This window comes from Achromobacter sp., assembly GCF_050285585.1.
Lineage (GTDB): Bacteria > Pseudomonadota > Gammaproteobacteria > Burkholderiales > Burkholderiaceae_B > Achromobacter.
The window spans coordinates 570,872-587,270 of record NZ_JBLZXF010000001.1 but is presented as its reverse complement, the minus strand read 5'-3'; the positions used below and the strand labels follow the sequence as shown (position 1 = coordinate 587,270).

Below are 16,399 nucleotides of genomic sequence, written 5' to 3'. Positions count from 1 at the left end.
CGCGGCGGGTCTTTCTTTCCGGTTCAGACTTCGTGCTGCCCATGCGACCTACCTGTGTGGATAACAGAATGCAAAGACAAACAACCCGTTCGGGACCTCGCGCGGGCCGTGGAAAAGACTGATGAAAGCCGTGACACGCGTCGCAATATTCGCACAGAGTGTTGCTTTCACCAAGGGGGTCATACGGTGGGGGGAGGCTCGATTGCGGTGTGGCTGGCGCGCACCTGGTCGATGCGCAGCCCGTCGCGGCGGGTCACTTCGAAGCGCCAATCGCGCCAGGAAATGGCATCCCCGGCCTCTGGAATCCTGCCGCAGGCGCGCAACAGGCAGCCTGCCAGCGTGGCGTCCGGATAATCGTCGGCCAATTCCGGCGCGCCCAGCAAACGGGCCGCCTCGCCCACCTCCAGGCGCCCGCCGAGCAGCCAGGATCCGTCGGACAGGCGCAGGGCCTCCGGCCGGTCTTCCTGATGCTCGGGCAGGTCGCCCGCCACCGCGGTCAGCACGTCCATGGGGGTGACCAGGCCTTCGCACACGCCGTGCTCGTCGACCACGATCAGCATGTGGTCGCGGGAGGCGCGCAGTTCGTCCAGGACCTTGAGCACAGGCATGGTTTCCAGCACGTAGCGGGGTTCGCGCGCCACCTCCACCAGGTCGATCGGGCCGGGGTTGCGCAGCAGCGGCAGAATGTCCTTGAAATGCAGCACCCCCAGCACGTTGCCGGGATCGCCCGCGCAGAGCGGAAGCCGCGAGTGGCCGGTGCCGAATTTGCGCACGATGTCCTCGGGCGCGTCCGCCACGTCCAGCCAGGTGATGTCGCCGCGCGGCACCATGATGGACCGCAGGTCCCGGGAGCCGATGGACAGCACGCGTTCGATCATGGTGCTTTCCTCGGGCGCGAATGCCGCTTCGTCGTCGGCGCCGTCCACCAGCGCGACCACCTCGTCCACCTGCCCGCCCGCCTGTCCGGCGGGCTTGGCGCGCAGCAGGCGCAGCACGGCTTGCGCCGTGCGCTGCCTGCGGCCAAGGGCGTGCGCGCCCTTGGCGCGATTGCGGCGGGCCAGCTGGTTGAACAGTTCGATCAGGATCGAAAATCCGATGGCGGCGTACAGATAGCCCTTGGGCACGTGGAAGCCCAGCCCTTCGGCCACCAGGCTGAAGCCGATCATCAGCAGCAGCCCCAGGCACAGGATCACCACCGTGGGGTGGCGGGCGACGAAGCCCATCAACGGACGGCTGGCCAGCATCATGACCGCCATCGCCACGACGACCGCGATCATCATGATGCTCAGGTCCTGCACCATGCCCACGGCGGTAATCACGGAATCCAGCGAGAACACGGCGTCCAGCACGACGATCTGCAGGATCACCTGCCAGAACACGGCGTGCTGCGTCTTCTGGCCGGCGTCGTGGCCGGCGCTGCCTTCCACGCGTTCATGCAGTTCCATCGTGCCCTTGAACAGCAGGAACAGGCCGCCCAGGATCAGGATCAGGTCCCGGCCCGAGATCTCCGCGCCCAGGAAAGTGAACAGGGGCTCGGTCAGGGTGACCACCCAGGCGATGCTCGCCAGCAGGCCCAGGCGCATGACCATGGCCAGCGTCAGGCCGATCAGGCGCGCGCGGTTGCGCTGTTCGGGCGGCAGCTTGTCCGCCAGGATGGCGATGAACACGAGGTTGTCGATGCCCAGCACAATTTCAAGCACGACCAGCGTCGCCAGGCCCAGCCAGGCGGTGGGGTCGGTCATCCAATCGAAAATCATCAAAGTTCCACGGAAGGCGTGATGGGACGCGCCAAGGCGTCGCCAGGATCATTGGGAGGAAGGCGGGACGGACGCCCGCGGGCGCGCGCGGCGGCGCTTGGGCAGGCGCGCGGCGGAGCGCGGCAACCCAGGCGCGGAGTGGCCGCGGCGGTCAGCATGGAATCTGTGGGCAGGCGCGCGGCGCGGGCCGCGGCTTTGCGGGGATGCGGAAGCGGGCGCCGGCGTTGTTGCGGCGCCGGCCTAGGAGGCGGGTCTTCGTTCATAGTTGGCGGATGGCCCAGGCTGCCGGGGCGGCCTCGCGGCGGCGCATCCACCTTGCTCTCTTTCTTACTGGAACCTGAATATTACCGTAGATTGCGAGGGCTTCCGGTTCGACGAGCGTGATCCATTGCGGCGATTTCACTGGTGTTTACCCTAGAAGACGTTATACTCGCCGCACTTTCAACCTCATAGAGATCAACGTGGACAACGACGGATGTAGTCGCAACACGACTGCAAGCGCCGCTTGACGCAGGATCCGCGGACCTGATTCCGCGCCGGTCCTGTCCCAAGCCAGGAACCGGCTCTACCGGCCCCGGTGCGTTCGCATCGCGGCCCCCCAGCCCTCTCCCCCTACCGCTTACCGACGCGATACGCCGGCATCGCCGCGCGCGTATCCGGCCGGACGGGCGGCGCCTGCATGTGGACCTTCCACCGTACTCCCCCTGTCAGGAGACGACGATGCGCGCCCAGCAATTCCTTTCTTATCAATTCACCATCGTGAGCCTCGGCGCCACGTTGAATGCGCTGCGCAAGCAGCTGTACTACGAACTGCGGGACCTGGACCTGCGGGTCCTGTCGGTACGCCTGTCGCGGGCCGAATCCGGCCAGCTGGCTTCCACCATCGTCACGCTGCATTGCCCGCCCCACCAGCGCAAGCAGCTCGGCGCGATCGCGCTGAGACTGGGCCAGAGCCCCGGCGTGCGGAGGATGCACTGGCAGAACGAGGCCGGCGCCTCCATCGCCGTGCTGCCGGCTTGAGGCCGGTGTCATCAAGAATCCGCATGAATGCCCGAATATGGCGCGCGCATGCCGCCCCGGCACGGAGTAGACCATGAAGAACTTCGAGAACATCCAATTCCTCACCCTGGCCAATACGCTGGTCAGCCTGCTCACCGCCTTCGTGCTGGGCTCCATCGTCGGTTTCGAACGGCAGTTCCGGCAGCGCACGGCCGGGTTGCGCACCAACGTGCTGGTCGCGGTGGGCGCGGCCATCTTCGTGGATATGGCGTTCCGGGTGGGCGGCGCGGATGGCGGAGCGCGCGTGATCTCCTATGTGGTGTCGGGCGTGGGTTTCCTGGGCGCGGGCGCCATCATGCGCGAAGGCGGCAGCATCCGTGGCCTGAACACCGCCGCAACCTTGTGGGGGTCCGCCGCGATCGGGGCCTGCGCCGGAGCGTCGCTGATGCTGGAAGCCGTGGCCGCCACCGCCTTCGTGCTCGCGGCCAACACCCTGCTGCGTCCCGTTGTCAGCTACGTCAACCGCCAACCGGTCGACGCGCAGACCACGGAAGTCACGACGGTCATACATCTCATTGCCCCCGTGGAGCAGCGCCAGAACGCCATGGCCGTGCTGGAGGATGTGCTGGAAGCCGAGCAGCTGCCGTTGTCCGAGCTGAAGATCGATCAGTTCGGCGAGAATGAAGTCGAGATCGAAGCGGCGCTCAGCGAGGCCTCGGTGGACGAACTGGACCTGGACCGCGTGGTTGCGGGCATCGCCGAGTCGCCGGCCGTGCGCACGGCGTTCTGGGCGGCGCGCACGGTATGAGGGCATAATAGGCGCCGACCATGCGCCGCCCATTGCCTCCCCTCGCCCGTAACGCAGCCGTCTTGTGGCTGGTGATGGCGTTGTTCGTGCTGAAGGCGATGGTGCCCCAGGGCTTCATGCCCGCCACGCAGCAAGGCGGCACGCTGATACAGCTGTGTTCGGCGGCGGGGCCGATCTGGGTCGCGGGCCCGGAGAAATCCAGCGACGCGCCGGACGAACGCCACGCGGCGCAAGCCGCCAGCTGCCCCACGGGCATGGCGCTCGCGGCGGTGGCGCTGCCGCCGTCGCCCGTCCTGCTGGCCGCCGCCTCAGCCGTCATGGCGCACCCCCTGGCCGCCCGGGCGCCGCCCGCCGCGGCCTCCTCTTCCGCCTTCGGCGGGCCCCTGGGGGCCCGCGCCCCGCCTTTCCTCCCGGTATCCCGCTGAATCCGCGCCGCCTCGCGGCGGCAGTCCTTGGCTTACCGAGAGTACCCATGTCTTCTATTTCCGCCAGGACGCAACGCGTCCTGAAGCGGCGCGCGGCCGCATGGACCGCGCTCGCTTTCCTGCCCGCGCTGGCCCCGGCGCACGCCCAGAACGCGCCCGTGGCCACCCTGCCCAGCATCTCCGTATCCGGCGATGCGCCGCCCCTCACCCTGCTGGAGCCCGCCGGCACCGGCACGCTGCTTGGCCTGACGCCCTTCGAAACGCCGGCCAGCATCGAAATCATCAGCAATGAACAGCTGCGCGAGCGCGGCGCGGTAACCGTGACCGACGCGATCACCCAGGCCGCCGGGATCAGCGCCATGCGCCATCCCGGCAACGGCGGGTCGTCCCTGTCTTCGCGCGGGTTCACCGACTCCAACTCGGTCGCCCAGCTGTACGACGGCGTGCGCCAATATGGCGGAGTCGGGCAGACCTTCATCTACGACCCCTGGGCCGTGGACCGTATCGAGGTGCTGCGGGGCCCGGCTTCGGTGCTGTATGGCGAAGGAGCCATCGGCGGCGTGGTCAACGTCATTCCGAAGAAGCCCACGCGCGGTCCGATCGAAAACGAGATCCAGACGACCGTGGGCACGCACGATACCCAGCGCTTCGGCTTCGGGAGCGGCGGCGCGCTGGACGAAAAGTGGTCGTACCGGCTGGACATCAGCGGCAACCACAGCGACTCCGGCATCAGCCTGGGCGACTCGCGCGACGCCGCGGTTACCGCCGCGCTGAGGCTGGACGTGTCGCCCGAACTGAATTTCACCCTGACCCAGGCCTATGCCTGGCAGGAGCCCACGCGCTACTTCGGCACGCCGCTGATGGACGGCACGATGGACTACTCGCTGCGCAAACAGAACTACAACGTGGCCGACAGCAAGATCGTCTACCGCGACAGCCGCAGCGAGCTGAAGGCGGAGTGGTCGCCCAATCCGGCGACCCAGGTGCGCAGCCGCGTGTACTACCTCGGCAGCGATCGCGACTACCGCGACGTCGAGAACTACGCCTGGGTGCCGGGCGATATGATCCGGCGCACGGCCTATACCGAGATCGCCCATGACCAGGAACAGGCCGGAACCATCACCGACGCCACCTTCGACGGCCATTTGCTGGGCCTGGCGAACAAGATCGCCGTGGGCTTCGAACTGAACCGCGCATCGCTCAAGCACACCAACAACTCTCCCTACTCGGGCGTCTCGCTGGTGGATCCGTACGACGTGGATCATGGACGCTTCATCAACGTCGCGGGCACCACGCCGCGCTATCGCAATACGGCCACCCAGTACGCCCTGTTCGCGGAGGACAGGCTGATGCTGACGCCGGCCTGGTCCGTGCTGGGCGGCGTGCGCTACGACCACATCGACCTGAAGCGGCGCGACCTGGTCGCGGACCAGACCGCGTTCCGCACCACCTTCAACAATGTGGGCTGGCGTCTCGGAACCGTGTACGACGTGCTGCCCACCCTGTCGGTCTATGGCCAGTACGCGCAGGCGGCGGACCCCGTCGGGAGTCTTCTGCTGCTCTCTCCCGCGAACAAGGATTTCGATCTGTCGCAGGGCAGGCAGGTGGAGGTCGGCGTCAAGCAGACCTTCTGGGACGGCAAGGGCCAATGGACGCTGGCGGCCTACCATATCCGCAAGAACAACCTGGTGACGCGGGATCCGAACGACCCGTCGCTGCGCGTCCAGGTGGGCGAGCAATCCTCGCGCGGCCTGGAGGCCACGCTGGGCGTGGAGCTCTCGCCCGCGTGGCGGCTGGACCTGAACGCGGTGGCGCTGCGGGCGCGCTACGACGATTTCAGCGAGTCGGTCAACGGCGTCAATGTGTCGCGCAACGGCAAGGTGCCCACGGACGTGCCGCAACGCGTTGCGAATGCCTGGATCAGCTGGAAGTTCGCTCCGCAGTGGACGGCCAGCGCGGGCTTGCGTTATGTGGGCAAGCGCTACGCGGACGCGGCCAACCGGCTGGAGATGGCGGGCTATACGACCACCAATCTGGCGCTCCTATGGGAACCGCGCCGGGACCTGAGCCTGGCGCTGCGCGCGTTCAACGTGTTCGACCGCCAGTATGCGGAAACGGCGTACTACAACCAGACGCAGTGGCTGCTGGGCGAGGGTCGCCGGGTGGAGCTGAGCGCGAACTACCGCTTCTGACGTCACGCCGCCACGCGCAACGCGACGGCGGCCGGATTCCAGCGGCGGCCCGGCACGGCGGCCAGCAAAGCCTGGGTATAGGGATGGGAGGGCCGGCCGAACACCTCGGCGCACGGCCCCTCCTCCACCACCCGGCCGTCTTTCATGACGGCGACGTCATCGCAGACCTGCGCGGCCACCCGCAGATCGTGGGTAATGAACAGGATCGACAGGCCGAGCTGTTCGCGCAGGCGCGCCAGCAGGGCGAGCACCTGGGCCTGGACCGACACGTCAAGCGCGGACACGGGTTCATCCGCGATCAGCACTTGCGGTCGCATGGCCAGCGCCCGCGCCAGGCCGATCCGCTGGCGCTGCCCGCCCGAGAATTCGTGCGGATAGCGCCGCGCAGCATCGGGCGACAGGCCGACGAGGGCGAACAGTTCCCGCGCGCGCGCCAGCGCCTCGGCACGCGTCGCCCCGTGCACCATGGGGCCGCGCGCGACGATCTCGCCCACGCGCTGGCGGGGGTTCAATGAACCATAGGGATCCTGGAACACCATCTGCACGCGCCGCGCATGGGCGCGCCGCGCCGCGGTTCCCTTGAATTCCAGGGGCGCGCCGGCCAGCGTGATGCCGCCCGCGTCGGGCGGCGTCAGCCCGAGCAAGGTGCGCGCAAGCGTGGATTTTCCTGACCCGCTTTCTCCTACGATGCCCAGCGTGGCGCCCTGGCGCAACGCCAGCGTCACGCCGTCCAGCGCGCGGGTCTCGCGGCCCGGACGGCCCAGCCAGCCGCGCTTGCGGTAGACCTTGGCCAGGTCCTGCGTGGCCAGGATGGCCGGGGCGTCGAGCTGGCCGGCCGGCCTGGCCGCGCCGGCGGCAAGCGGCGGCACGGCCGCGATCAGCGCGCGCGTGTACGGATGCCGCGGGTGTTCCAGCACTTGCCGCGCCGTCCCGCTCTCGACCAGCGCGCCGCGCTGCATCACCGCCACGCGATCGGCGATTTCGGCCACCACGCCGAAATCGTGCGTGATGAACAGCACGGCCGTGCCCTTGCGGCGCTGGAGGTCGTGGATCAGGCGCAGGATCTGGGCCTGCGTCGTGACGTCCAGCGCGGTGGTCGGCTCGTCGGCGATCAGCAGCGCGGGCTCCAGCGCGAGCGCCATGGCGATCATGGCGCGCTGGCGCTGTCCTCCGGAAAGCTCGTGGGGATACGCGCCCAGCGCCTGTCCGGGCTGCGGCAGGCGCACCGATTCAAGCAGGTCGAGCGAGCGTCGCCGGATTTCCGCGCGCGGCAGGCGCGTGTGGGTGCGGAACACTTCGCCGATCTGATCGCCGATCGTGCGCAAGGGATTGAGCGCCGTCATCGGCTCCTGGAAGATCATGCCGATGCGCTTGCCGCGCAGGCGCCGCAGCGCCTCCGGCGCGAGCCGCAGCAGATCCTGCCCTTCCCAGAGCACCTGTCCGGCGCTGGCGCGCACGCCCTCGGGCAGCAGCCCCAGGATGGCGCCGGCGGTCAGCGATTTTCCCGAGCCGCTTTCGCCGACCACGCACAGGATCTCGCCGGCGCGCACCGACAGCGACAGATCCTTGAGGGCGTGGGGACGGTCCGCGCCCGGCGGCAGGTCCACGGTGAGGTTGTCGATACGCAGCAAATCGGCCATGAGCGTTCCGCAGGAAGGAAGCTGCGGATGATAGGACCGCGCGCGCGGCGGGGGAAATGTCCATTTCTCATTAGCTCATGCGCGCCGCCGGCCCCGGGGAACTGTCGAGGGCCGCCCGCGTTACGTCCTTTTACCTGCCGGGCACGCGGCTTGCTCCGCTTTCGCCGGATAGCGTCCACCGGAGCGTCCATGCCCGTCTCGCACTACATCGATGCCACCACGCTGACCGTGCTGACCGTCAACACCCACAAGGGTTTCACCAGCTTCAATCGCCGCTTCATGCTGCACGAACTGCGGGACGCCCTGCGCGCGGCGGGTCCCGACATCGTCTTTCTGCAGGAAGTCCTGGGCGAACACCAGGGTCATGCCGAGCGGCACCGATCGTGGCCCCCCCTGTCCCAGTATGAATTCCTGGCGGACACGCTATGGACCGACTTTGCCTATGGCCGCAATGCCGTCTATCCGGCGGGCCATCATGGCAACGCCGTTTTGTCGCGCTACCCCATCGAGCGCTATGAGAACCACGACGTCAGCATGGACGGGCACGAACGCCGCGGCCTGCTGCATTGCGTGTTGCGGCTGCCTTCGATACGCGCCCCCGTGCATGCGATCTGCGTGCACCTGGGGCTGCTGGAGCGGCACCGCGGCCGGCAGCTGGCCCGATTGTGCGAGCTCGTGGCCGAGGGGGTGCCCGCCGGCGAGCCGCTGCTCATCGCAGGCGATTTCAACGATTGGCGGTTGCGCGCCGATGGGCCGATGCGCGATTGCGGCGCCTGCGAGGTGTTCACTTCCCGGCTGGGCCGGCCGGCGCGCACCTTCCCCGCGCGCTGGCCGCTGTTGCGCCTGGACCGCATCTATGTGCGCAGCGTGCGCGACTGGCAGCCGGTGCCCCTGGCCTCGCGCGTCTGGTCGCGCCTGTCCGACCATGTGCCGATCTGCGCGGAGATCGCCCTATGAACCTGCGCTGGCGCGAAAACAACCGGTATACGCTGCTGGAAAACGGCACAGGCTACTTCCCGGCCGTGCTGGAAGCCATCGCGGACGCGCGCAGCGAGGTGCTGGTCGAGACCTTCATCCTCTTCGAGGATGCCGTGGGCCAGGAGATCCAGCGTGCCTTGATCGCCGCGGCCCGGCGCGGCGTGAGCGTGGACCTGACGGTGGACGGTTATGGTTCCGACGAATTGAGCGAGGCCTTCGTGGGCGCCATGACGGAAAGCGGCATCCGGGTCCACATGTTCGATCCGCGCCCTCGTTTCCTGGGCGTGCGGACCAACGTTTTTCGGCGCATGCACCGCAAGATCGTTGCCGTGGACCGGCGCTGCGCCTTCGTGGGCGGCATCAATTTCTCGGCGGACCACCTACCCGACTACGGCCCCGAGGCCAAGCAGGACTACGCCGTCCGGATCGAGGGGCCGCTGGCCGCGGATATCGCGGACTATGCCCGCGCCGCGCTGGTCGAAGGCCGGCCGCGGCGGCTCGGCCGCAGGCCCGCGTGCTGGGATCCCATGCCCGCGGGGGACGGCGGCGGCCGCCTGGTCGTGCGCGACAACCACGCGCACCGGACCGATATCGAACGCTACTACCGGGCCGGGGTCCGGGCGGCCCGCCACGACGTGCTGATCGCCAATGCCTATTTCTTTCCGGGTTATCAATTGCTGCACGACCTCGCCAATGCGGCGCGGCGCGGCGTGCGGGTCCGGCTGCTGCTGCAGGGCGAACCCGACGTGCTCGTCGCCCGGCTGGCGGCCTCCATGCTGTATGACTACCTCATCGACGCAGGCGTGGAGATATACGAATACTGCAAGCGGCCGCTGCACGGCAAGGTCGCCTGCGCGGACGACGACTGGGCGACGATAGGCTCCAGCAACCTGGATCCCTTGAGCCTGGCGCTGAACCTGGAGGCCAACATCGTGGCGCGCGACGCCGGGCTCAATGCCGCCTTGCGCCGGAGCCTGGAGCGGCTCATCGAACAGGATTGCCGCCAGATCGAATTGCCGCCGAACTCCACGAGACGCCTGCGGCGCCTGTGGATCGGCGTCGTGGTCTTCCACTTTCTGCGCCGCTTCCCCGCCTGGGCCGGCAGCCTGCCCGCGCACAAGCCGCGCTTGCGTTCGCTGCCCATGACGACGGAAAGAGAGACGGCATGAGAGTGTTCCGTTCCACGCTGACGCGCGCCCTGCGGCACCGCTGGCCCCGGCTCAAGCGCGTCTTGCCGGTGCTGGTGCTGGCGGTCGTGGCCGGGCTGCTGATCCACTTCGGCCGCGCGGTGGATTGGGCGCAGGTCTGGATCTCGATGCGCAAAATTCCGGCCGGCACCATTGCGCTGGCGTCGGGGCTGGTCGTTGCCGGATACCTGGCCTACGGAGCCATGGACCTGCTGGGCAAGCGCTACACGCGCCATACCCTGCCCTGGCCCAAGGTGCTGGGCGTGGCCATGACGAGCTACGCCCTGAACCTGAACCTCGGCGTGCTGATCGGCGGGCTGGGGGCGCGGCTGCGTCTGTACGCCCGCCTGGGCTGCCGCAAATCGGTCGCCACCCGGGTCGCGCTGTTTTCGGCCGCGTCGAACTGGATCGGCTACGGCTGGCTGGCCGGGGCGCTGTTCGCCTGGGGCGCGGTTCCGGTGCCCCAGGGCTGGGGCGGCCCGAACGTGCTGCGCCTGCCCGGCGTGGCGTTGCTGGCGCTGGCCGCCGCCTATCTGGCCTTCTGCGCGCTGGCGCGCCGCAGGACCTGGACGTGGATGGGCCAGCACGCGGTCTTGCCCGGCGCCGGCATGGCGCTGGCGCAAAGCGCGGTGGCGGCATTGTCCTGGGCCTTGATGGGGGCCATCGTTTACGTGCTGTTGCAGGGGAAGGCGGGCTATCCGGCAGTGCTCGGGGTCCTGCTGTGCACCAGCTTCGCCGCCGTCGTCATCCGTGTGCCGGGCGGCCTGGGCACCACCGAAGCGATTTTCGTGGCGGCGCTGGCCCCGCAGATCCCCGCCCCCGAAGTGCTGGGGGCCGCGCTGGTCTACCGCGCGCTCTACGCATTCGCTCCGCTATGCCTGGCGCTTGCGGCCTTCCTGCTGATCGAGCTACGCCTGCGTCACGCGCGCCGCAGGACGCAAGCCGGCGCGGCGGCCAAGCCGGGCAATCCGCGAGAACGGGGCGGCTCGTCGTTCAAGGCTGTGGACTGAGCAGGTCGGACAGGGCGTTCCCCAATTCCTTCACCGCGCCCGTCACGCCCTCGGCCGCGCCCTCCGCGCCGACGCCGATTGCGTGCGCGAACCCTTGCGCCACCTGGGCGGAAAACCCGCGGGTGACGGAGAACCTGGGGTTGTCGAGATTGCCCGCCAGCGCGAAATCGAAGCGCAGGACGCCAGTGTTGTCCTTCAGCGCGGCCAGCACCGCCTTGCGTGGCAGTGAGAACAGAGAGCCGTCGCCGCCGAACTTCAGGCCGCTCAAGGCCACGGCGCCCGATGCCCGCAGTTCGCGGTTGGCGATGGCGGTGTCCATGTCCAGGTCCATCGTGCCCGCGGCCAGCGATCCTGCGCCATTCTCGGCGAGGTACGGCGCCGCGTGGCGGATGCCCATGCCGCGCACGGTGACTTTGATGTCCGCGTCCGTGCCGCCCACGACCAGCGAGCCTTGGGCGCGCACCGTCCCGCCTCGCGGGTCGTCGATATTGGCGCTGAATTCCATATTGCTGCGCGTGCCGTCGCCCGGCACGGACACCGGGCTCAGTCTGGCCTGGACGTGGGTGAAGGGAATCCGGTGCGCTGGCTTGGACACGACCTTGTCCTCGAACGCCAGCCGGCCGTCGCGCAGCACCAGGTTCGCGATGCGTATGGCCGGGCCCCGGCGCGCCCGCCCTTCCCCGCGCTCGCTCGTGCGCAGGGCGGCCTGCAGGGCCGGGGCGATGGCCATGTCGCCATCCGCCTCGCGCACGACCGCGAAGTCGAAGCCTTCGACCAGCACGCTGGTGAACACGGCCTCATGTTGCAGCAGCGCCGACCATTCGGGCCGCAGGACGATGCGGCGCGCCCGCGCGCCGGCCTGCCCCTGCCCGCCGCTGACGACCACGTCCGTCAGCACTACCTCGGTGAACCCTACCCGGACGTCGGCCACCTGGCTGCGAGGCCCCAGCATGTTGGCGATGCGCTGCTCCGCAATGCGGACGGCGGCGAAGGCCAGGACGCCAGCCACCGCCGCGAGCAGGACGACCACCGCCAGGGCATTGCCCCAGGGCGAGCGGCCGCGCGGCGCGACTGCGTTCATGCTCATCGTGGGCTCCCGAATTGAAAGGGGGGACCGGCCTTCCCGGCCCCGCCCCCGCGTAGCCTTGCGCCGGGCGCAACCTGTGCATCGTCCTGGATCCTGCGCGGATCATCAATGGGCAAAAAGGATGAGATGCTTCAGCGGCGCCTATGGTCCGACATCAGGCAGGCGCCGGCCAGCACGCCGATCAGGACCGCGCCGGCCACGCTCTTCCAGGCATTCTCATGCACATAGTCGTCGGCGGCGTGCGAGGCGTTCCTGGCGCGGTCCCAGGCGATGCGCTCCCAGCCTTTGGCCTGTTCGCGCGCGGCCTCCAACTGCTGCTTGAGCCGGTCGCGGGCGGATTCGATCTCGGATCCGCCATAGCTGGCCGTGCTGCGCAGTAGCGCCTCCGTCCCGGAGATCAACTCCCGGATCGTCCGCGCGGAACCGTCCGCCGGATGGAACATGTCGCGCAATCTTTCATGCTTGCTCATAGGGTCTCCTTGAAAAAGTCCGCCTCCAGGCCTGTCCGGCGCGGATGCGGGCGGGATCCGCAAGCGGCGTGCCCGACAGCCGGTCGATGCCGGGCGTCTGCTGCGGGTCCAGTCCGGGCATGGGGTTGGGCAGACTGTCGGGCGGCCAATGCCCATGCTTGTCGGGCTTGCGGCCGGACGGGTCGGGCGCCGGATGCTCGGCCGGACTCTGGTCCGGCGCGGGCCGGCCTCCCCGTCCGGAATCGGGCGATTGTGGCGTTGTGGGCTTTGCCATGATGGGCTCCTGAACAGTACGCAAAGCTTGGGCACGGCGGCGGACGCGGATTCAGCCCGCCCACCATTGCTTGATCGTGGCGCGCAGCGCCGCGCCGCCCGCCGCCGCTTCTTCCTTGCGCAGCGCGCGCACGTAGGCGCCCACCTGCTTGGCGGGTATGTGCGGCGGCAAGGGAGGCATTTCGGGGTCGGTCACCATCTCCAGCACCACGGGTTTCGCGGCCGCCAGGGCGCGGTCCCAGGCGGGCCCCACCTCCTCGGGGCTGTCCACCCGGATGCCTTCCAGGCCCAGCAGGCGTCCATAGTCCGCATAGGAGAACTCGGGCAGCCATTGCGAATCCGCGAAGCGGGGGGCGCCGCCCATGACGCGCTGCTCCCAGGTCACCAGATTCAGGTCGCCATTGTTCAGCACCATGACGACCAGCCTGGGATCGGTCCATGCCTTCCACCGGTGCGCGATGGTGATCAGTTCGTTGATGCCCAGCATCTGCATGGCGCCGTCGCCCACCAGCGCGATCACGGGCCGTTCGGGGTAGGCGAGCTTGGCGGCCAGCGCGTAAGGCACGCCGCAGCCCATCGTGGCCAGGCCGCCCGAGAGCGACGCCATCATGCCGTCCCGCAAGTCCACGTCGCGCGCATACCAGTTCGCGGCCGAACCGGAATCGCAGGTCAGGATGCACTCGGGCGGAAGCCGCCCGGACAGTTCGAAGAAGGGGCGCTGCGGATTCAGCGGCCGGGCCTGCACCAGCGCGCGCTCGCGCACGGTCTCGCGCCACCGGGAGACCTGCTTTTCGATGCGCTCGCGCCAGCGCCGCGCCGCCTTCTGTTCCAGCATCGGGATCAGGGCCTGCAGCGTGAGGCGGCTGTCGCCCACCAGGCCCAGCTCGACGGGGTAGCGCAGGCTGAGCTTGCGCCCGTCGCGGTCGATCTGAACCGCCCTCGCCTGTCCTTCCGGCGGCAGGAATTCCGCGTAGGGAAACGAGGTTCCTACCATGAGCAGCGTATCGCATTCGTTCATCAGGTCCCAGCTGGGCTGCGTGCCGAGCAGGCCGATGCAGCCGGTCACGTATGGCAGTGCATCGGGCACCACGGCCTTGCCCAGCAGGGCCTTGGCCACTCCCGCGCCGAGCCGTTCCGCCGCCTGGCGGACCTCGGCGCCCGCCTCGAGCGCCCCCGCTCCCACGAGTATGGCGACCCGTTCGCCCCGGTTCAGGATGTCGGCCGCGTTGCGCAAGGCGGCTTCGCCGGGCACGCCGGCGTGAGACGTCAGGCCTATGCCGGTGCGGACGGTTCCGTGTTCGCGCGGCGGCGTTTCAACCGCCGGCAAATCCTGCACGTCGTTTGGAAAAATGACGCAGGCGACGCTGCGCCGCTCGATGGCGATCCGCAGCGCCCGGTCGATCATGTGGCGCGCCTGCTCGGCGCTCGCGGCCATGTGCACGAAATCGTGCGCCACGTCCTTGAACAGGCTGATCAGGTCTACTTCCTGCTGATAGTCGCCGCCCAGGGCGCTGCGCGCTTGCTGGCCGACCAGCGCGACCACGGGCTGGTGATCCAGCTTGGCGTCATAGAGGCCATTGAGCAGATGGATCGCGCCCGGCCCGGATGTCGCCATGCACACGCCCACCTGCCCCGTGAATTTCGCGTGGGCGCAAGCCATGAAGGCCGCGCTCTCCTCGTGGCGGGTCTGTACGAATTCCAGCGGTTCCTCCGTCCGTCCGAATGCGCCGATCAGCCCATTGATCCCGTCGCCGGGATACCCGAATACCCTTCTGACGCCCCATTGCGAGAGTCTCTCCAGAACGAAGTCCGACACGGTTTTCATAGGCTGCTCCCCGGGGTGAATGACGCAAAGCCATGAACGCAGCAAACGCCATGCCTGCCGATGGCCATCGATACAAAAGAAAACAAGGCCGGCCGCGTTTGGGCACGCTACTTGCGCCTGGAAGGGCTTCGGCGGACGCGTCGCTTTTTTCTCGGCGCTTCGCAGCGCAATGGGAGCAGGCATGGCGACGACTAGAACCCTGATAGTGGCGGCCGAGGCATTTCCCCTGGCAAAAACGGGCGGCCTTGGAGACGCCATCACGGGAATGGCCCGGGCGCTGGCGCAGGCGGACATGCCTGTGACCATTCTGCTGCCCGCCTACCGCGGCGTGCAGGCGCGGCTGGAGGAGACCCGCGTCGTGGCGCCGTTGCACAATCTTCCCGGCGGCGACGCGCGGCTGATCGCGGGCCGGTGTCCCCAATCCGGCCTGGATTTCCTGCTGATCGAGAACGACGCGCTGTACGACCGCCCCGGCATCTACCTGGACGAAGCGGGACGCGAGTACGCCGACAGCGCCCTGCGGTACGCGGCGCTGGCGCATGCCGCCGTGCGCGTGGCGGGCGGCCTGCCGGGCATCGTCACGCCGAAACTCGTGCATGCGCACGACTGGCATGCGGGGCTGGTGCCCTTGCTGCTGCGGGCCTGCGGCCTGCGCGAGACCCGCAGCGTCATGACCATCCATAACCTGGCGTTCCAGGGCTGTTTCCCGATGGAATGCGCGGCAAGCCTGGGCATACCGGAAGCCTATCGCGGCGGCGACGGCGCCGCGGCCTGGGGGCAGCTGAACTTCCTCAAGGCCGGCATCCGCTACGCGGACCGGGTCACGACGGTAAGCCATACCTATGCGCGCGAAATCATGACGCCCGCATTCGGCTGCGGCCTGGACGAACTGTTGCGGCGCCGTGCCGGCGACTTGCTGCCCATCCCCAACGGCATCGACAACGTCCTGTGGAACCCGGCCAGGGACCCGCACCTGGGCGCGCTGCGCTTCTCGGTCGGCGACCTGTCCAACAAGGCGCGCTGCAAGGCCGCGCTGCAGCATGAGTACGGGCTGGCCGTGGATGCGGGCGCGACGCTGATGTCCATGGGCAGCCGCCTGACCGAACAGAAGATGGCCGACGTGGCCGTGCAGGCGCTGCCGGAGGCGCTGGAACGGCATCCGAACCTGCAGATCGCCATCCTCGGCCAGGGCGACCACCGGCTGGAAGGCGCGCTGCAAGAGCTGGCGCAACGCTATCCGGGACGTTGCGCCGCCCACATCGGCTACGACGAGCCGGCGGCCCATCGCCTGCACGCCGGCTCCGACATCCTGCTGCACGCGAGCCGCTTCGAACCCTTCGGCCTCACGCCGCTGTATGCCATGCGCTACGGCGCGCTGCCCATCGGTTCGCGCGTCGGCGGCATGGCCGACACCATCGAGGACCCCGGGCCGCGCGCGCCGCTGTCCGCCATGGCGTCCGCCAACGGCTTGCTGTTCGACGGCGACAGCCCGGCCGCCATGGGCGAAGCGATCGCGCGCGCGGTGGGTTTGCGCGAACACGCCATGCTGTGGCGGATCATGCAGCGCAATGCAATGAGCGCCGACTTCGGCTGGCGCTCCGCCATAGGCTTGTACGCCAGCCTGTACCGCTCGCTGGCCGGCGCAGATTTCCGGAGCGCGGCGCCGGCGCGCGCCGATCGCGCCCTGGGCGCCGCGGCGCTCCGCGCGCGGCGACGTTCCGGCAGCGCGATGCCCGCGCCGGTGTAGG

General features: G+C 68.9%; 14 protein-coding genes. 8 read left to right on the top strand and 6 right to left on the bottom strand.

From position 1 onward, the window contains the following. Positions 1–179 precede the first annotated feature (179 nt). Entirely contained in the window at positions 180–1,757 is a 1,578-nt protein-coding gene (locus ACN6PJ_RS02710) for a TerC family protein (RefSeq protein WP_427994353.1), read from the bottom strand. Positions 1,758–2,477: 720 nt separating this feature from the next. Between ACN6PJ_RS02710 and ACN6PJ_RS02705 the strand changes: the two genes are divergently transcribed. The 4 genes from ACN6PJ_RS02705 (at position 2,478) to ACN6PJ_RS02690 (ending at position 6,181) form a co-directional block, all read left to right on the top strand. Continuing rightward, positions 2,478–2,777 carry a hypothetical protein gene (locus ACN6PJ_RS02705; protein WP_427994352.1) on the top strand — a complete coding sequence of 100 codons (300 nt, stop codon included), beginning with the start codon at positions 2,478–2,480 and terminating at the stop codon, positions 2,775–2,777. Between the two features lie 73 nt (positions 2,778–2,850). Then, the gene (locus ACN6PJ_RS02700; RefSeq protein WP_427994351.1) at positions 2,851–3,564 is read left to right on the top strand and encodes an MgtC/SapB family protein; all 714 of its coding nucleotides are present in this window, start codon (positions 2,851–2,853) and stop codon (positions 3,562–3,564) included. A 20-nt stretch (positions 3,565–3,584) separates the two neighbouring features. Next, positions 3,585–3,989, top strand: coding sequence for a DUF2946 family protein (locus ACN6PJ_RS02695; protein ID WP_427994350.1), 405 nt, complete (start codon positions 3,585–3,587; stop codon positions 3,987–3,989). 47 nt (positions 3,990–4,036) lie between these two features. Further along, the gene (locus ACN6PJ_RS02690) at positions 4,037–6,181 is read left to right on the top strand and encodes a TonB-dependent receptor (protein WP_427994349.1); all 2,145 of its coding nucleotides are present in this window, start codon (positions 4,037–4,039) and stop codon (positions 6,179–6,181) included. 2 nt (positions 6,182–6,183) lie between these two features. Here ACN6PJ_RS02690 and ACN6PJ_RS02685 read toward each other — a convergent pair whose 3' ends face one another. After that, complete coding sequence (locus ACN6PJ_RS02685) at positions 6,184–7,821, bottom strand: ABC transporter ATP-binding protein (protein WP_427994348.1); 1,638 nt, start codon at positions 7,819–7,821, stop codon at positions 6,184–6,186. A gap of 189 nt (positions 7,822–8,010) precedes the next feature. On the opposite strand from ACN6PJ_RS02685, the gene ACN6PJ_RS02680 reads away from it, so the two are divergent. From ACN6PJ_RS02680 to ACN6PJ_RS02670, 3 genes are read left to right on the top strand one after another with little or no spacing between them, the layout of a single operon-like run. Then, positions 8,011–8,778, top strand: coding sequence for an endonuclease/exonuclease/phosphatase family protein (locus ACN6PJ_RS02680; RefSeq protein ID WP_427994347.1), 768 nt, complete (start codon positions 8,011–8,013; stop codon positions 8,776–8,778). Next, a complete protein-coding gene (gene clsB, locus ACN6PJ_RS02675; protein ID WP_427994346.1) occupies positions 8,775–9,968 on the top strand; it encodes a cardiolipin synthase ClsB in 1,194 nt (397 codons plus the stop codon). Before ACN6PJ_RS02680 ends, clsB begins: the two co-directional genes overlap by 4 nt. Next, positions 9,965–10,996, top strand: a complete 1,032-nt coding sequence (locus ACN6PJ_RS02670) for a lysylphosphatidylglycerol synthase domain-containing protein (RefSeq protein WP_427994345.1) — start codon at positions 9,965–9,967, stop codon at positions 10,994–10,996. Before clsB ends, ACN6PJ_RS02670 begins: the two co-directional genes overlap by 4 nt. Here the strand turns inward: ACN6PJ_RS02670 and ACN6PJ_RS02665 are convergent. From ACN6PJ_RS02665 to ACN6PJ_RS02650, 4 genes are all read right to left on the bottom strand, one after another. Beyond that, on the bottom strand, positions 10,980–12,083 hold the full coding sequence (locus ACN6PJ_RS02665) for a DUF748 domain-containing protein (RefSeq protein ID WP_427994344.1): 1,104 nt from the start codon (positions 12,081–12,083) through the stop codon (positions 10,980–10,982). The two genes, ACN6PJ_RS02670 and ACN6PJ_RS02665, sit on opposite strands and share 17 nt — an antisense overlap. 131 nt (positions 12,084–12,214) lie before the next feature. Next, a complete protein-coding gene (locus ACN6PJ_RS02660) occupies positions 12,215–12,553 on the bottom strand; it encodes a DUF883 family protein (RefSeq protein WP_427994343.1) in 339 nt (112 codons plus the stop codon). Next, positions 12,540–12,827 (bottom strand): hypothetical protein, encoded by a 288-nt coding sequence (locus ACN6PJ_RS02655; protein ID WP_427994342.1) that lies wholly within the window; start codon positions 12,825–12,827, stop codon positions 12,540–12,542. Before ACN6PJ_RS02655 ends, ACN6PJ_RS02660 begins: the two co-directional genes overlap by 14 nt. 51 nt (positions 12,828–12,878) lie before the next feature. Then, entirely contained in the window at positions 12,879–14,651 is a 1,773-nt protein-coding gene (locus ACN6PJ_RS02650; protein WP_427994341.1) for a thiamine pyrophosphate-requiring protein, read from the bottom strand. A 181-nt stretch (positions 14,652–14,832) separates the two neighbouring features. Between ACN6PJ_RS02650 and glgA the strand changes: the two genes are divergently transcribed. After that, positions 14,833–16,398 (top strand): glycogen synthase GlgA, encoded by a 1,566-nt coding sequence (gene glgA / locus ACN6PJ_RS02645; protein WP_427994340.1) that lies wholly within the window; start codon positions 14,833–14,835, stop codon positions 16,396–16,398. The last annotated feature ends 1 nt before the right edge of the window (position 16,399 follow it).